Raw genomic sequence first — 15,766 nt, 5'->3', positions numbered from 1 at the left:
CCTTTTCACTCGTTACAAGGAGGAATCTTGCCGTGAATCAACAAGAGGTGCGATCCTACATCGAGCGGTATTTCGCCGCTTTTTCCACCCATGTCGTCGAAACGCATCCGCATTACCTCACCGTGAAACTGCCCGTAGAAGTCGACAAGGATATCGGGAATCGTCCCTTTTACTGGAGCTGGGTCGAAAAAATGAATCTCCCCTACCAGCCCATGGTTCTCACGTTTATCTTCCAACCCGATCAGGTCGGTACGGACATCCGTGGGGAGCAGATTCATTTTGGGGCCCAGCGCTTGCAGCAAATCTTTCAATCGGCGGCTAACCATGGCCGCTTCGTGTGCATGTACGAACATCACCCTGCCATGCTGAGTGCTCTCGGCCCAGGGGCGCGCCGTTCCAACCCGCTCACTCCATGGCTGGGGCTCAACGTAAAGATCTCCTTGATTTGCGATAAAAAGAAAGATCTGCTCCTCTATTTGGGGGTGAATCTTTATCAACCAAGAGTGGTGCACAACTTTTATCCCTTTTTGCAAAGACTCCAGCTGCAGCCGTCCATACCGGCTTATTACTATACGCAGGCGCAAACAATCAGCCTTGGCCAAGCAGTAGGCTTACTGGAACAGGAAATCAACCGGGTGATTCAACAGCAGGACAGCCGCTGGGCGACGGAAGCTCGTGAACGGCTGCATGATGAATTGGAGATTTTGGAGGCGTACTATGCCGAGCTCGCTTTACGTGAGCAAACAAAAGACGAAGCAGAGCAATCTGACGAAACAGAGGAGGAAGCTGTCAATATCCCCGTGGAAGAAGCTGTCGACGAAAATCGTCTCGTTGTAGAGTGCCCGGAAGACAAGGTTGTCGAACCGGTTGCGCTTCCCACAAGCATTGACGAGGTTCGCGCAGGCGGCGGAAGGCTCCTCGACTTTTTGCGTGCGCATTCCATCCCGGAAACACCCAAATCAAAGATCAATCAAGGCGAATGGAAAAAAAGCACGCCACAGGAAGAAAAGAAAAGGCGGATGGAAGAGCTTCGCTGGCAGTATGAACCCCGCATCGAAGTAACCATGATCAATGGGGGGATTTTTTATCTCCACAATATGCCCCCCTTTCATTGAGAGAAAAAACAGGGAAACCGATGAAATATGTAAAACAACAGCGAGAAAAAAACATAGCTTCCTGACAATAAGCAACAAATCTTTCTGGTGTGGCAAGGATAGAATGGTAGGTAGTACGGAGCAAGGATGGTGAGTGAGCTTGATACGTTTCACAATGCTACTGCTTCTCTTCACACTGCTGCTGCCGGCAACCGCCCCATCCGCCATAGCGAAAGGTCCATGGGACGATCAACTGCAGCAGGACATTGCCCAATGGATGCGTACCATCAGCGCGCAGGATGCAGGGTTTGCCTCCTGGAGAAATGCCACGCCTACGGTAAGAACGCTTGGGACCAATCAGCATCAATGGCTGGTTACCTTGACCACGCAGGGGAAGGAAGTCGGTTACATGGTCGTGGCCGAACTCCCGGAAAAAACGGATAACAAAAATACAGCCGATGCTCAAAAGTTTGTTTTTGTCTTGCTCGAGTATGGCTCTGGTGAATACCTACTGTTTGATGAAACGCTTGCGCCGCCTGACGAAGATGCCGTTCCCGTCTATGACGGCTTCTCCTCCTTTTGGAAAGTGAATAAAGAGAAAGTGACCCACTATATCGATGCCAAAACCGGGGAGCGCTACCCAACAACGTTTCAGCCTGATCCGGAAATGATCGTGCGCATGGATCCACGCGATTTGGCAACCGCCGAAAAACGGCTGGTCCAGCAGCGCAGCTTCAGCAGCGTCGAAGAGAATCCGTTTGATCACATCGATTGGCTGCCAGCTGCCTTGGCAGAACCACCTACTCGTACAGCGGTCTCCTGGAAAAGCCTCATGGATCGGCAGGAGCCACGGTCTGCTGTGCTGACCGTCTCCCTGTTCCACGATCAGGTCACTTCCCCTTTTTCCATCGGTTCTGTCCATGTCTGGAATGAAGATGTGGCGTATGTCGGAATCTGGAATGAAGGACTCCGCTTTTTGCCTTTTTCCTATGCCAGCGAGGTAGGGCGGATTGTCAATTAGCGCGGGAACAGCCAGTCAAAACACTCGTCATTCGTGTTGGACTGGCTGCTTTTATTTACCTATCCCTATTCCTTGGGTTCATAGTCCTGGTATGGACGACTTCTTTCTATGCGTTTTTTTCCATTTCCTGTTGATTTTCTACCCAATTGGATATACTATCTTAGAAAATACTGCAAATTCAATGACTGGGATAGTAACTGCTGAGCAACGTTCAAGCGAGCCGGGTATGGTGTGAGCCGGTACAAAGTCAGCATGTGAAGCGCACCCATGAGATTGACTTCTGAAAGATTGAGTAGGAAGTCACGGCAAAGACCGTTATCTGATCGAGTGGTTAAACAACAGTTTAACAACAAGAGTGGTACCGCGAAAGCATCAGCCTTCGTCTCTTTATGAGATGAAGGCTTTTTTGCGATTGCAGGAACCCCCCGCTATCTTGCGAGTGCTGCACCAACATTGTAAGGAGGAGTTTTCATGATTAGCCAGTCGATCCTCAGGGGTATCGAAACGTCTACGAAACGTTTGTTTCACGAGCTCGGCCTCCCATATCCTGATGACTTGAACATGAATGTCGAACAACCAGCTCATATGGAACATGGCGATTACTCCACCAATATCGCCATGCAGCTAGCGAAACGATTGCGGATGGCACCCATGCAGATTGCGCAAATGCTGAAAGAGAATCTGGAGCAGGACGGACACATCGACCGCTTGATTCGAAATATCGAAGTAGCCCCTCCTGGTTTTATCAATATGCACGTGGACTGGGGACAATGGGCGCAGCGTGAATTTCGTCTGCCTGCGAGTTCGAAGGAAAAAGTCGTCATTGAACACACATCCATCAACCCAAATAAGTCTGCTCACATCGGGCATTTGCGAAACTCATGCATTGGCGATACGCTCGTACGGCTTTTGAAGCGAGTCGGCTACAACGTGGAAGTGCATAATTATATTGATGATTTGGGAAATCAGCTAGCGGATACAGTGGTCGGTCTATGGAATGTCCCCCATAAACAAGAGCACACACGTTTTGGCGATTTCTGTTGGGAGATTTATTCACAGGTAAATAAGGAATATGAACAAAATCCGCCGCTCATCGAGCAAAGAACCAATGTCCTGCATGCGCTGGAGGAGGGAAATGAGAATCTATCCTGGTTCGGCTTGCTTGTCGCAGAGCGCATCGTCCGGGAGCATCTCGCTGAAATGGGCGAATTCGGAATCCGCTATGACTTGCTGGTATGGGAAAGCAATATTGTCAGAGAAGGCTTTTGGGATGCGGCCTTCCATTTATTGAAACAGACCTCCCATTTTTATCAGGAAACATCCGGAAAGCTGGAAGGATGCTGGGTACTCAAGCAAGCTTCCTCCGAAAAAGAAGATCGTGCTGCCGAACATCAGTTCGATAAGGTGTTGGTTCGTTCAAACGGAATTTTGACCTATACGGCAAAGGATATTGCTTATCATCTCTGGAAATTTGGATTGCTCCAAAAAGACTTTCGGTATCAGCCCTTTTCAGAGGGCATATGGTCAACCCATCACGCGGGAACTGACCGCTCTTTTGGGAATGCGGATATGGTCATCAATGTCATCGACTATCGACAGGAATATCCGCAAGCGATGGTCAAACAAGCGCTGACGGTTTTAGGTTATCCCCAGCAAGCAGAGAAACTCCGGCATGTCAGCTATGGCGTGGTCTCACTGAGTCCATCTGCTGCAAAGGAGCTAGGGATTGATACCTCTGACGGCAAAGCTTCCTACGCGATGTCCGGGAGACAAGGCATTGGGATCAAGATATCGGAATTGCTTGATCTCATGGAAAGCACGATCGAAAGCAAACGTTCTGAAAAGCAAGGTCTCTCGAGCAGAAGTATCGCGGCGGCAGCCATCCGTTATTACCTTCTCCGCTTCAGCTTATCAACCGAAGTCGTGTTCGATATCCAACAGGCAACCGAAACAACCGGAAATTCCGGGGTATATGTGATGTACGCTCATGCCCGCGCCGCCAATATTTTACGGAGAGCTGAAGATGAATGGAATCTGAAACCAGAGGCTCCTCGGGAAATCAATGAGATGGAAAAAGCAGAGCACGCCTTGCTGCGGCATTTGGCGAACTGGCAGGATACACTTTTCACTGCAAGCAACGAGTTGTCGCCAAACGTGATATGCACCTACGCTTTTGAGCTCGCAACCCTGTTCAACAACTTCTATGCATCCTGCCCCATTTTGAAAGCACATGATGAGAAGAAAGCGTATCGACTTTGGTTGACCTTGCGCTTCAAAGAAACAATGAATGATGCCTTATCCGTGCTTGGTATGCCTGCTCCTAACCGCATGTAAAAGAAAAAAGAAACCGGGTGAGTGTAGTGGCTCCCCGGCTTTCTTCCCGTATCGATGCGCGATTGATTAAAGCGATTGGTTGGCCTTCATGATGATCTCGTCAATTCGTGTCAGTTCTTCGCTTGTAAACTCCAGATGATACAAGCTGCCAACAGCGTCTTCGATTTGCGAGACCTTGCTTGCCCCAATTAATGCAGAGGTAACCCTGCCTCCCCGCAAAACCCACGCCAATGCCATCTGTGAAAGCTTCTGCCCTCTCTCAGCAGCCAGCTGATTCAATTGCCTGGCTATTTCCACTCGTGCCTCACTAATATCCTCCGGACGCAAAAATTTGCTTTGACCCGCAGCACGGGAGTCCGGAGCGATGCCTTGGAGATAACGGTCGGTTAATATCCCTTTTTCCAGTGGTGAAAAGACTATCGAGCCGATTCCCTCTTCCTCCAATACATCCTGAAGACCGCCCTCTATCCATCTGTTGATCATGGAGTAATTTGGCTGATGAATCAGGCAAGGGGTTCCCAATCTTTTTAAGATTTGCGCAGCTTTCCGGGTCTCTTCAGGCTTATAATTCGAAATCCCCACGTATAACGCTTTCCCCTGCCGGACAATGAGATCCAATGCAGCCATCGTCTCCTCCAGCGGCGTGTCCGGATCCGGCCGATGATGGTAAAAAATATCCACGTACTCAAGACCCATCCGCTTCAGACTTTGATCGAGGCTAGCAATCAAATTTTTCTTTGAACCCCACTCCCCGTATGGCCCGGGCCACATGCGGTACCCTGCCTTTGTGGAGATGATCATCTCGTCTCGGTAAGGGCGGAAATCGCTATGCAGCATTTTTCCGAACATTTCTTCTGCTGAACCAGGAGGGGGGCCGTAGTTATTAGCCAGGTCAAAATGGGTAATGCCCAGGTCGAACGCTTTTCGGAGCATCGCCCGTCCATTCTCATAGGAGTCGCTTCCACCAAAGTTATGCCAAAGCCCTAATGAAATAGCGGGGAGCTTAACACCGCTATTCCCGCAACGGTTATAGATCATCGAGTCGTATCTGGATGCGAGCGCTTCATACACCATGCCACCAGCCTCCTTTTCTATATAAGGTTCATTATAGAGCATGGGCGCATACCATGGTGATTTCAGGCATAAAAAAAAGGCAGCGAAAATCGTGCCTTTTTTCCATTCGCAGAATGCTGCTCTTCCAGAAACCACAGCCTCTTAGCGGTGATGATCAGGCGAGCAACGTATATTGACTTCATGAAACACTTCATTCGCCGTCATTCCGTGCGCATTGATCACAGGTGCTCCTGTGATTTGTTTGCTCTGGTCACTCATAAAATTGACATCCTGACCTGTAATGACGACCGCATCCACCAGCTGTTGCCAGTTTCCCAAATCAACCACATCGTATCCGTTGTCGCGAAGCATTTTTCTCACGGCTGTCAATGAGCCTTCTACAGCAACTCTCGGCATACGCTACCTCCCTGTGTGTTCGGCGATTATTTACGCAGGAATAGTTTTATGGACATCGGAATCGCGCCAAACCAGCGCGAGGTCCATCCTTCTTTCGGGGGCTTCCGTTTTTTCCGTTCCTCAACGGGGGTTTCCATGTACTCGACAAACCATTTCGTCAAGTATTTCAGATAATCTTGAAAGGACATGGCGCTCTCTCCTTCCTTCGTGCGCAGGCACCTGGAGAATCATACACCCATTAGTCTCTCCGGAAGAGCGATAGTTCAACCATGCCCAATCCAATTTTCACTTTTATCCATGCACCCGGATTATGCGGGCCGCCACCAACCCTTACCGAGTGGTTCACGGTCCCTAATCGGTTTCACGAGAATAAGTTCCCCCGTTTTTGCAGCCCTTACTCTTTGTTATTTTGGACCATGATCGAAATCGTATGCGAATCCGCATTGTATTCCGTCCGGTAGCGGAGGACATCCCGAAAAAGCTCCATGGGCACCATCGTCCGATCTTTGATTTCGGTGACCGGCCTGGTCAGTTGGTATGTCTTTTCCCCCAAGCGAACCTGGCTGCTGCCATCCTGGAGCCACAGATCATTTGCTCCTGCGCGCAATCGGATCGCTTGCTTTTCCTCGGACCAGTCTATCCGATAGCCAAGCTTTTCCATCACTTCGCGCAGCGGCAGGTAGACCGTGCCTCCATGCTCACGTGCGGGAACGGTCGGATAGAAGCTCATGCCATTGAGGACGGTATCCACGTAGTAGACGACCGAGGCAGGAGAGAGTCCAGCTTGGTTCGGCCGCTGGATATTCGGGACAAAGTAAGCTGCTTCTCCGCGCAGCGTTTGTCCCAGCGCCTGATCCAAATGCTCCGGCCCGATGATCTTTCCATGGTAATCGCGCTGCACCCGTTTTAGGAACGCAGCAAATTTTTCATCGCCGATTTGTCTGCGCAAGGCATCGTACATGGTCGCCCCCTTGGCGTACCACGTCCAGGAAAATTCATCATTGGTCGCAAATTGATGCAGCTGTTTGGCTAGCTTCCCTTGCGGATATTGCCGCGCCAGTTGCTCTGCCTCCGCATGATACTTTTTCAGGACACTGTCTGCAGAGGCTTGTCCATACCGCTTTAGGTTGTAATAATACACACTTAGCTCAACCAGCCCTTCGTCTACCCAGCCTGAGGAGGCCTCCAGGGTACCGACACTGTTATACCACCACAAATGAGCGACCTCATGCGGCAGCCAGTGATCGACCGAATGATCCGCAAACAAATTGCGGCGGAATATGGCTAGATTGGAATACTCCATGGCGTGCGTAAACGTATTCGTTTCCGCGATGGCCACATGCGGATACGGCAGGGAACCAAATGTCTGGATATATACCGGAAACACTTCTTCGGCAATCGCTTTGATCCGTTTGATCTGCTCTTTGCTGGTCGATGCGATATCTACCTGCAGATTCGGCTCAAAGGTAATCGTCTCCACTTGATACAGCGGACTGCCGACCAGGGAAAAATTCAAAATGTGCTTCGCTTTGTAACGGAGCTCCTGCCGTCCATCGGCAACCTTGCGCTCCTCCCCTTTTCCCCAGGAGGTAACCCATTTGTATCCTTCCGGCGAGGAGAAGGTCACATCGTAATCGCCAAAATGATAGACGAATGGATCGCCGAAGCTGCCGCGCTGCGGAGGCTCGTACCAATATCCCTGTTGATTCAAGGCGCCCAGCATCGGGTACCAGTTGGTCAATGTCCAAATATCATCACGAACGCCAAAGCGCGTTCCACCCCGAGGCACGTTCGTTTCAAAATCAATGGTCAAGGTTGTCCGCTTTTCATTCGTAAAACGATTCGGAAAAACGATCACCGAGTTTTTCCGTTGAAAGGAGAGCGACTGATCTTTGTGGCGAATGGATGTGATGGCGGTCGGACTCCACTGATAGTCATATAAAAAAAGCCGCAAATCCGTCGTCTGCGGATTGTCAAAGGTAAGCTGCATGCTCCCTTTAATTTTCGCTTCATTCGTCAGCAAAGAAGCCTTGATCGTATAGGTCGGGTGCAAATCCTTCACATAGGAAGGCAGCGGCGGGTCATAAGCGAACGGATCCGCTCCTAATTGCTGCGGTTGAGATGCTGCCGGAAAAGTGGATGCAAACCATTGCTCGATCTGCGGCCACTTGAGTACGATTCCTGCTCCTCCGAATAGCAGCAGCAACGTGATGCAAATCAGCATGCTTGTTTTCTGGATTGTATTCATGCGAACTCCCTAGCTAGCCAGACTTTTCTCTACACATTGTAACAAATTTCGCATGGTCATTGTAGAAATATGCAGAAACTTCTACATGAAAAAAGCTGCCCGCTCCGCTTAGCGGATACCAACAGGCAGCCATGCTTCTCATTCGTCACGCGTATGGGACTGCGGAAATCTCGACATCATTTTGTTTGGCCCATTTATGTAGATCCATCAAAAACGGAATGACATCCGCGTTTTCACAATGCACACACAGTGTATCCGCAGCCAATTCGAGCATGCTGCCGTCCACCGTACGAACCATCTGTTCCAGCACTAAGCGGCTGGCCTGCTCCATCCGTTCCTCCTTGCTGATCAGGACGCTGCCTTCAAGCTCACGCGGGGCCAATCGCCCATTAGGCAGATAGGCACGATCCGCGAAGACCTCCTCCGCAACGACCAAGCCGTGTTCCAACCCGACATGCACGATTGCACTACCGGACAATGCATACAGGGTTAATTCCTCATCTACATCGGCAATGGCTCGAACGACAGCCTCCGCCAATTCGGGACGTTCGGCCGCTTCATTATAAAGGGCTCCATGCAATTTGACATGATGAAGCCTTCCTCCCAGAGCACGTGTCATACCATGCAGAGCAGATACTTGATACAATACGATATCATAGACCTCATTCAGGCTAAGATTCATCGAACGACGTCCAAACCCTTGCGCATCGGGATAACCTGGGTGAGCACCAATCATGACACCGTGTTGCAGCGATGCCTCCAAGATCCGGCGAATGTTATGGGGATCTCCAGCATGCAGGCCGCAGGCCACATTCACAGAGGTAATCCATTTTAAGATGCCCAAATCTTCGTTCATGCGAAACCGGCCGGTTGCTTCTCCCAAATCACAATTGATATCCAATCTGCTCATTGTACTCCCCTGCCTTTTGCTATCAAACTTTTTGTAAGCGCATACATTTTTGTGGTTGTTTTTGTCTTTTAAGCATAACACGTTGGTATCGTAAGAAAAAGAAAAAGCTGCCAGTTCCGGCAGCTTTTTCCCTAACGTACGCTTCCTACTTCCGCATTGCTTGCGCGGGCGCTTTCCATCAAGCTATCCGCCAAGGCAATCAGCTGATTTTTTTCTTGCTTGTAGTCGTATTCCTTCGCCTTATCCGGCTTGGCGTTATTATACTCCACCGGAATTTCATGGCGATGGGAACGCTCGATGCGGGTAACAAACGGAAGCCGCTCCATGACCCGAATGGCTTCATCGATCTCCGCTGCGTCCACATACATGGAGACGTAGTTCAGCCGTTTGGAAATGTAGTGGATCGAGCCGAATTTACGCAAATTTTTTGCCATGCGTGCATGCTTGATCCATACTGCTACGCCTAATCGTTTATCCCTCATGCTACTTTACAATCCCCTTCCCACTGACGAATGCATCTGTTCCTTTGGCCTCAGGATGTTTTCTTTTTCTTGATGCTGCAGCCGCAGCTTCCTCCCGTGCCACATCCGCCTGCTTTTGTCTCCAGGAACGGGTTGTTGCTTGGGACCTTGATTGTATGGGAGACAGAATCAGCGATGGTGCGGCTCACTTGATAAAGCAAGTTGTCCAAAGCGTCCTCTGCGCGTTTAAATGCTTGTACGGTGTCAAGCATCTCCAATGATCGCTTCAGCTGACGAACTTCTGTCGAGATTTTATCGAAGTCGGGGTGATATTTCCCGAAACGTTGCACATCTTCATAGGCTTCCTTCTTTTTTTCAAAAAGCGCCAGCAGCTCCTGAGCCTGCGCATCCTCTTCCATGCGCTTTTTCGCTGTCAGGTAGGCTTCCACCTCGCTGGATTGATTTATCATTTGTGATAATTCATGGGATTCCATGATCAATTCAACCATATCAACACTTTCTACTGTTTCAATCACTTGCTTGACCCCCTTTCAGGCGAATAGGAACACGCCTTTTCTAATTGTATCAGAAAGTATAAACTTCAAAGCTATTCATCCTGATACAACGTGAAAAACTTCCTCTAAAGAAGGACTCGACAACTTCTTCGAGCAGCTTCTCATAAAGTTTTTTCTTATTGTATCAGAATGTATAAACGTCAAAGCTGTTCATCCTGATACAACGTGAAAAACTTCCTCTAAAGAAGAACTCGACAGCATCCTCGAGTAGCTTCTATGAAGTTTTTCTTATTGTATCAGAATGTATAAACGTCAAAGCTGTTCATCCTGATACAACGTGAAAAACTTCCTCTAAAGAAGAACTCGACAGCATCCTCGAGTAGCTTCTATGAAGTTTTTCTTATTGTATCAGAATGTATAAACGTCAAAGCTGTTCATCCTGATACAACGTGAAAAACTTCCTCTAAAGAAGAACTCGACAGCATCCTCGAGTAGCTTCTATGAAGTTTTTCTTATTGTACCACGAAATTGACAAATTTGTTGCAGTTTCGTATTAGAGATAAGCTGGAAGGACAATTTGGGCGCGGTGAATCTCTTCCAGCCTGCATGTTTTCTTCTTTCGTCCAGTATCGATGGTGACCACCCAGTAGCCCATCTCTACCTCCAGACGCTGTGGAATCCCCTTCCACTCTTCGCCATTTTTTTGTTCGATACGCAGCTCCAAGCCCAATTCTACCGCACGTCTGCATAGATCACGCAAGGTTTGCGGATGATACGTCTGATAATGGCTCGTCCACATTTTCGGCAGAGCACGCAATGCTCCGAGACTTTCCTCTGGATCCGGAAACGTGTTTTCCACCTGGTAGCCGGCTGTCTCCCGTTGATCCGAAAAGAGTCCGACTGCCTCTCTTTCCGCTTCCTGATGCTGCTTCGCTTTTTTTTGGATCACGCCTTCCGACAGTATGACCTCATACCCGCATCGCCGCAGAGCTGCTGCGAGCTCCTTTTCGGTGTCAGGCCGGATCAGCACATCCGTAGAGGAGATTCGTTCTCCGAAATAAGGGAGCAACATGGGGATTTCCATCATCTCCTCGAGCATGTGCGGCTCGGCGACGCGTACGCGGATCACGTGTTCAAAATGGATTTGTTTCGCCTTTTCACTCCACCGCCGCAGCAGCTCGGCCACCTCTTCCGGGATCGGATAGGCAGAGCCTTCCTGCAAAAAGGCGTATGCTTGCTCCCAGCTGGAACCCTGAGAGAGAAACGTGCGCAAGCGCTGGGAATCGAGCTCAGCTTGGATCCATTCTCCTGAAAATGACAAATTCGCAATCTGACTGAGCTGCCATAATTTTTGCAAAGAGACCAGAGGGGGTACAATCATTTGTCCTGTCGGCTGAACGTACCAACCGTCCTCCGATGCCCTGCGTGTAAGCAGATTCCATCTCCAGTAAAGCTGGTTATCCCGCTCCCCTAGCTGGATCCAGCCTAGTCCAAGCAGCGGGTGCAGCCAATGATTCAGCAAGTATTGCAGGGCTTCATCAGGCACTGAAAAGCCGAGCTGGCGCAGGTGGTCAAGACCAGCCTCTACACTTTGCCATCCTTCTCCTTCGATTCTCTTCATCCGATAAGCAAATGCTTCCAGCCAAGTCTCGGCAGGAAGGTAGGTATCCACGATGAGCTGCCACTCCCGACTCCAGCGAATCGCTGCAGGCAGACCCAGCCATTCGTCTACCCGGTCTGCGACGAGCAGTAGCCGATTGTCCTCCATACGCAAAAGTCCCATCCGTAAAGCCAGATCCAGCATGATCGCGGTCTCCGGTTGATAGCTTTCGTGGATGGCCGGAGAGAAATAGCGGTAGAACCATTCTTCCACATGAGCATTCTGCAAGGAAAATCGCTGCTCCAGCTTTTGCAGCATCCGGCGATGAATCAATTTCTTTTGGGTCAGGGGAATCTCATGCTCCCTGACAAATAATAAAAGCCCAAAAAGATCCAGATGAATCCCCCTGCCCGATGCGATATAATAAGAGAGCGCTTGAGATTCCATCACAGAAACAGGCGTATTTTCTTTGTACGTATCACTTTGATGACCAGCCATCAAGATTTCTCTGATCTCTTGAGGCATGATATAGCCGACTTCACTCCATAGCTTACGTACTGTTAGAATAAAGCCGATTCGGCGCAGCCGTGTCAATCCGATCCCGTATCGCACCTGATGATCGGCAGCAAAACGGTCCCACTGTTTTTTCGTAAAAAAACCAAGGGGAGCCTGCAAAAGAAACAGACGAACCACAGCCTGCTCCGCCTCCGAACAGGATTGCCACAATTGCTCCACATAGGCTGTATCTGTCAACCGACTCGGCAGATCCAACTCACTGCGAAACCCCAGTCGCTGATCTTGCTCCGCCAGCATCTTGTCTTTGGTGGATTCCGACAACATCAAAAGCCCATTGTGTATACGCATTTGTTTTCACCTCAACTAAAAAACATAACGGAATCGGAGGGATCATCCTTATGAACTCCATTTTTTCTATTTTGTTATCGATGACGGTAGCTTTGTTTGGCGGCGCTGCTGGAATGGGAGAAGAGAATCCGACCCCACCTGCAAAAGAAGCTCCGGCCCATGCTTACGATATCGTGCCTGCTCCTTACTCGGATTCGATCAAGCAGGCATTGAATGAAATCCGCACAAAAGGCGGTTTCAAAACGATCCACGAAAACGGGAAATCCTATATTGTCATCAGTGCCGGTCAACGGCCAACCGGGGGCTATCAATTAACGGTTACAGACGTACGCAAGCAGGCAGATGGTTCCTGGCTCATCCAGACGGCTGTGAAAAAACCAGCCCCTGGGCATATGGTAACACAAGTCTTGACCTATCCAACCATTGTCATTGCCCTGCCTGATGCCCAAGCAAACGTATCCGTACAATTCTAATCGGATTAGAAAAAACTTGGCTACGCCAAGTCTTTGGCGGAGCTTAGTTGCTCTAATGTCGATGAGAATTTTATAAATTCTTTTCGACTAAAAACGGACGAAAAGCAGAGGCTTGGACCTCTGCTTTTTTTGGTGTCCATCTATGATGATCCAGCCTATTTTACCTCAATGGCAAACGACTGTTTCACACCATACGAATCGTGATTATTATGGGCCAACTCGACGACAACCTGATGCTTTCCTTTGGGAATATCCTTATAGATGTAATTGTTGTCAAAAATCTTCGCCACTTTTTTGTCATCCAGATAGAGATGAACATGCCCTTCCCCATCCCGGTTTTCCTTCCCCATATTTTCCAAGGAAAAACGGAAAGAAGTCACGGTCAATTGCAGATGCAAATCACCATCATGCAGCGTATGACTCACTTGCAAGGTGGGCTTGGCTTTTTCGCTTACTGGGCTCACCTGCTCGACGGGCTGCGACTGTGTGACAGTGGCGGTATGCTGTGCATACAAATATACCTCTACACCGACAAGAACGGCAAGCATCGGTAACAGGCTCAGCCATTTCTTTTTTGGAATCATCGGGAACAACTCCTTTGGAATCTTTCTTTCCACTTTGTAGCATTCCCTATTTCCGTTTTTCTATTCCATACCGTTTTGGTGCGCGAAATCCTGCTGCGCGTGCTTCCTCCTCGGTGGAAAACCACACTTCTGCTTTTGTTTGCTCATAGCTCGGCGAATCCGGCGTATGGTAGATTTTCTCTCCATTTCGCGTGATATTCCCTTTGATGCGCTTTTCTCCGTTGGCTCCCTGATCGGTGGCGTTCTTCTTTGTGGATGACGGCTTCCCTGCGGAATTGACATTCTTTTTGCTTGTGTCATCCGCCCATAATCCGCGTTTTTCCTCACGTGCCTGCTTCATCGCCGCTGCAAATTGTTCGGAAAAGGCTACATTTGGCGGGATGGTCAGCGTCTTTGCATACCCTTCCTCGATCAGCTTGCGATTGACAAAGGTACCATCCGGCAAGTACACATACGCCAGCAGACGCTTATATTTATCACGAAGCTGTACATCGAACTGCAAGCGTACCTTTTTGCCTTCCAACAGCTGCTTGGTATAGGAGCTTGCTTCTTTGGCATACGGTTGGACGGGAGTATTCGGCTTCACGCTTTCCGGCGTATCGACGCCAATCAAGCGGACGCGTTCTCCCCCTTCCATTTCAAAGGTATCGCCATCCACCACGCGGATGACGTTCGTTTCCATGCTTCCATTTGCCTGCAGTCCTTCTTTCGCACCACAACCGGCCAGGACAAGCAGTGCCATGAAAAAAACACACCATAAATGAATGAACGACTTGCAGCTATGTAATTTCATGGTGGACATCCCCTTCGCTTGCTTTCACGCTTTGCGCAAAAGCCGCTTTAAAAAAAGTAAAACGACCCGATAATGAAGGTCGTTTTCGCTTACCCCTATCCTACCATCAGTCTCGATCATTCAGCAAGAAAAGAAGAACTACCACTACAATAATGATCCAGATCAGCTCATCGTTATCACGGTTAAAATCCAAAAAGCCCATGAGAGATCCTCCTTTCCGTCTCGCTACAGCCTATGCACACACCTCGGCCGATGTCATGCGAAGACGGGCCTAAAATCGCGAAAAAGAGGATCTGTTTGCTTATCCCTGGGCACAAAGAAGATGGACATACGTAGTGAGCTTCTCGGCTTCTGTGGAAAATCCGAGTCTGGTGAGCTCCTGCAGAAGCACGCTGCGGTCTGCGTAATATTCGTCCTCGATTTCCCGGATGGTCTCGTCCAAGCCAGCTTCACGCAAGCTTGCCACATGCGCTTCACGGGCGGAATGGTTGATAAACATGAAGTCGGCAATCGCCAATCTGCCTTTGGGCTTTAGCACACGCTGAAATTCGCTCAAAGCCAAAAGCTTCTGCTCGTCGGTCAGATGGTGCAGAGCGTAGCTGGATACGACAAAATCAAACGTATGATCCAGATAAGGGATCGCAAAAAAGGTCCCCAGCTTCGTTTCGACCGCCGGATTTTTCGCTTTGCAAAGCTTGAGCATTTCCCTCGACTGGTCAAAGGCGCACATGGCAATGCCGCGATCACAAAAACGCTTGGCAAGGTTTCCTGTACCCGTGCCGGCGTCCAAGCCTTTTTCTCCTTTTACAGGGGCGATACGCTCCACAACCTGCTCCAGTACTTGCTCATATTTCTCATGCGGGAGTCCATGCTGCGCTTGACCCACAAGCTCATCGTAATGGGGGGCTAGCTGGTTGAAGTTCCAGCGGTCCACCCAATCTTTCCTCGTTTGCCGCAACCGTTTGTTGGCCTCCGCCAATTCAAACATAGAGGATGGAGCCAATTGGCTGTCCTGCTTCAGACGGGTGATCATCGTCTCGGTCGTATGAATCACATTTTTCATTTCAATCCAGCGGTCATACATATAAGCGCGCTGCAGCTCCAAATAGGCAAGCAACGATTCCTCTTCCTGATCGAGTCTTTCGAGCAGTCCTTTAATGTCTTCAATCGGCATCCCCACCTCACGCAAGGAAATCACCGTTTGCAGACGCCATGCATCCTCCTCGCTGAATGTACGGTATCCGGAGCTTTCCTCTTTTCGCGGTCGGATCAATCCCTTTTCTTCATAAAATCGAATCGCGCGGGGGGTGATTTGCAGACGTTTTGCCATTTCCCGAATATGCATGATCGGTTCTTTCTCCTTGTCAATCCCTGTTTTGCCCTTAATCTTAAACCTTTC

Annotated in this window: 15 protein-coding genes and 1 other annotated feature; of the genes, 4 read left to right on the top strand and 11 right to left on the bottom strand. The window is 49.4% G+C overall.

Features of this window, described 5'->3' with window-relative positions:
* Positions 1-32: 32 nt before the first annotated feature.
* The 3 genes from EIZ37_RS03330 (at position 33) to EIZ37_RS03320 (ending at position 4,449) form a co-directional block, all read left to right on the top strand.
* The gene (locus tag EIZ37_RS03330; RefSeq protein WP_134683138.1) at positions 33-1,115 is read left to right on the top strand and encodes a YqhG family protein; all 1,083 of its coding nucleotides are present in this window, start codon (positions 33-35) and stop codon (positions 1,113-1,115) included.
* A 139-nt stretch (positions 1,116-1,254) separates the two neighbouring features.
* Positions 1,255-2,115, top strand: coding sequence for a hypothetical protein (locus EIZ37_RS03325; RefSeq protein ID WP_134683137.1), 861 nt, complete (start codon positions 1,255-1,257; stop codon positions 2,113-2,115).
* A 172-nt stretch (positions 2,116-2,287) separates the two neighbouring features.
* Positions 2,288-2,505, top strand: a binding site (T-box leader).
* An 81-nt stretch (positions 2,506-2,586) separates the two neighbouring features.
* Positions 2,587-4,449: an arginine--tRNA ligase gene (locus EIZ37_RS03320; RefSeq protein WP_134683136.1), complete on the top strand. Its 1,863-nt coding sequence runs from the start codon at positions 2,587-2,589 to the stop codon at positions 4,447-4,449.
* A 66-nt stretch (positions 4,450-4,515) separates the two neighbouring features.
* Here EIZ37_RS03320 and mgrA read toward each other — a convergent pair whose 3' ends face one another.
* The 8 genes from mgrA to EIZ37_RS03280 form a co-directional block, all read right to left on the bottom strand.
* Positions 4,516-5,523 (bottom strand): L-glyceraldehyde 3-phosphate reductase, encoded by a 1,008-nt coding sequence (gene mgrA, locus EIZ37_RS03315; RefSeq protein WP_134683135.1) that lies wholly within the window; start codon positions 5,521-5,523, stop codon positions 4,516-4,518.
* Positions 5,524-5,664: 141 nt separating this feature from the next.
* Complete coding sequence (locus EIZ37_RS03310) at positions 5,665-5,919, bottom strand: YkuS family protein (protein WP_134683134.1); 255 nt, start codon at positions 5,917-5,919, stop codon at positions 5,665-5,667.
* 26 nt (positions 5,920-5,945) lie between these two features.
* Positions 5,946-6,107 (bottom strand): YqzE family protein, encoded by a 162-nt coding sequence (locus EIZ37_RS03305; protein ID WP_134683133.1) that lies wholly within the window; start codon positions 6,105-6,107, stop codon positions 5,946-5,948.
* 206 nt (positions 6,108-6,313) lie between these two features.
* Entirely contained in the window at positions 6,314-8,167 is a 1,854-nt protein-coding gene (locus EIZ37_RS03300) for a stalk domain-containing protein (protein WP_134683132.1), read from the bottom strand.
* A 145-nt stretch (positions 8,168-8,312) separates the two neighbouring features.
* Entirely contained in the window at positions 8,313-9,077 is a 765-nt protein-coding gene (locus EIZ37_RS03295; protein ID WP_134683131.1) for a LamB/YcsF family protein, read from the bottom strand.
* 131 nt (positions 9,078-9,208) lie between these two features.
* Positions 9,209-9,559, bottom strand: coding sequence for a YlbG family protein (locus tag EIZ37_RS03290; protein WP_134683130.1), 351 nt, complete (start codon positions 9,557-9,559; stop codon positions 9,209-9,211).
* Positions 9,560-9,609: 50 nt separating this feature from the next.
* Positions 9,610-10,071, bottom strand: coding sequence for a YlbF family regulator (locus EIZ37_RS03285; RefSeq protein ID WP_134683309.1), 462 nt, complete (start codon positions 10,069-10,071; stop codon positions 9,610-9,612).
* Positions 10,072-10,606: 535 nt separating this feature from the next.
* On the bottom strand, positions 10,607-12,517 hold the full coding sequence (locus EIZ37_RS03280) for a hypothetical protein (protein WP_134683129.1): 1,911 nt from the start codon (positions 12,515-12,517) through the stop codon (positions 10,607-10,609).
* A gap of 50 nt (positions 12,518-12,567) precedes the next feature.
* Between EIZ37_RS03280 and EIZ37_RS03275 the strand changes: the two genes are divergently transcribed.
* Positions 12,568-12,990 (top strand): protease complex subunit PrcB family protein, encoded by a 423-nt coding sequence (locus EIZ37_RS03275; RefSeq protein ID WP_134683128.1) that lies wholly within the window; start codon positions 12,568-12,570, stop codon positions 12,988-12,990.
* A gap of 155 nt (positions 12,991-13,145) precedes the next feature.
* On the opposite strand, the gene EIZ37_RS03270 is transcribed toward EIZ37_RS03275, so the two are convergent.
* The 3 genes from EIZ37_RS03270 to EIZ37_RS03260 all read right to left on the bottom strand — a co-directional run bounded on the left by EIZ37_RS03270 (position 13,146) and on the right by EIZ37_RS03260 (position 15,712).
* Positions 13,146-13,574 carry a hypothetical protein gene (locus EIZ37_RS03270; protein ID WP_134683127.1) on the bottom strand — a complete coding sequence of 143 codons (429 nt, stop codon included), beginning with the start codon at positions 13,572-13,574 and terminating at the stop codon, positions 13,146-13,148.
* Positions 13,575-13,620: 46 nt separating this feature from the next.
* Positions 13,621-14,316, bottom strand: coding sequence for a thermonuclease family protein (locus EIZ37_RS03265; RefSeq protein WP_235827877.1), 696 nt, complete (start codon positions 14,314-14,316; stop codon positions 13,621-13,623).
* Between the two features lie 352 nt (positions 14,317-14,668).
* Complete coding sequence (locus EIZ37_RS03260) at positions 14,669-15,712, bottom strand: MerR family transcriptional regulator (protein WP_134683125.1); 1,044 nt, start codon at positions 15,710-15,712, stop codon at positions 14,669-14,671.
* Positions 15,713-15,766 lie beyond the last annotated feature (54 nt).

This window comes from Brevibacillus migulae (genome assembly GCF_004521915.1).
In the GTDB taxonomy this organism is placed as follows: Bacteria; Bacillota; Bacilli; order Brevibacillales; family Brevibacillaceae; genus Brevibacillus_F; species Brevibacillus_F migulae.
The sequence above is the reverse complement of the archived record's forward strand: the minus strand, read 5'-3'. Positions and strand labels throughout refer to the sequence as shown.

Coding starts and splice junctions, on each gene's coding strand:
- EIZ37_RS03320 (WP_134683136.1), top strand. CDS start 2,587: ATGATTAGCCAGTCGATCCTCAGGGGTATCGAAACGTCTACGAAACGT.
- mgrA (WP_134683135.1), bottom strand. CDS start 5,523: ATGGTGTATGAAGCGCTCGCATCCAGATACGACTCGATGATCTATAAC.
- EIZ37_RS03310 (WP_134683134.1), bottom strand. CDS start 5,919: ATGCCGAGAGTTGCTGTAGAAGGCTCATTGACAGCCGTGAGAAAAATG.
- EIZ37_RS03305 (WP_134683133.1), bottom strand. CDS start 6,107: ATGTCCTTTCAAGATTATCTGAAATACTTGACGAAATGGTTTGTCGAG.
- EIZ37_RS03300 (WP_134683132.1), bottom strand. CDS start 8,167: ATGAATACAATCCAGAAAACAAGCATGCTGATTTGCATCACGTTGCTG.
- EIZ37_RS03295 (WP_134683131.1), bottom strand. CDS start 9,077: ATGAGCAGATTGGATATCAATTGTGATTTGGGAGAAGCAACCGGCCGG.
- EIZ37_RS03290 (WP_134683130.1), bottom strand. CDS start 9,559: ATGAGGGATAAACGATTAGGCGTAGCAGTATGGATCAAGCATGCACGC.
- EIZ37_RS03280 (WP_134683129.1), bottom strand. CDS start 12,517: ATGCGTATACACAATGGGCTTTTGATGTTGTCGGAATCCACCAAAGAC.
- EIZ37_RS03275 (WP_134683128.1), top strand. CDS start 12,568: ATGAACTCCATTTTTTCTATTTTGTTATCGATGACGGTAGCTTTGTTT.
- EIZ37_RS03270 (WP_134683127.1), bottom strand. CDS start 13,574: ATGATTCCAAAAAAGAAATGGCTGAGCCTGTTACCGATGCTTGCCGTT.
- EIZ37_RS03265 (WP_235827877.1), bottom strand. CDS start 14,316: ATGGCACTGCTTGTCCTGGCCGGTTGTGGTGCGAAAGAAGGACTGCAG.
- EIZ37_RS03260 (WP_134683125.1), bottom strand. CDS start 15,712: ATGCATATTCGGGAAATGGCAAAACGTCTGCAAATCACCCCCCGCGCG.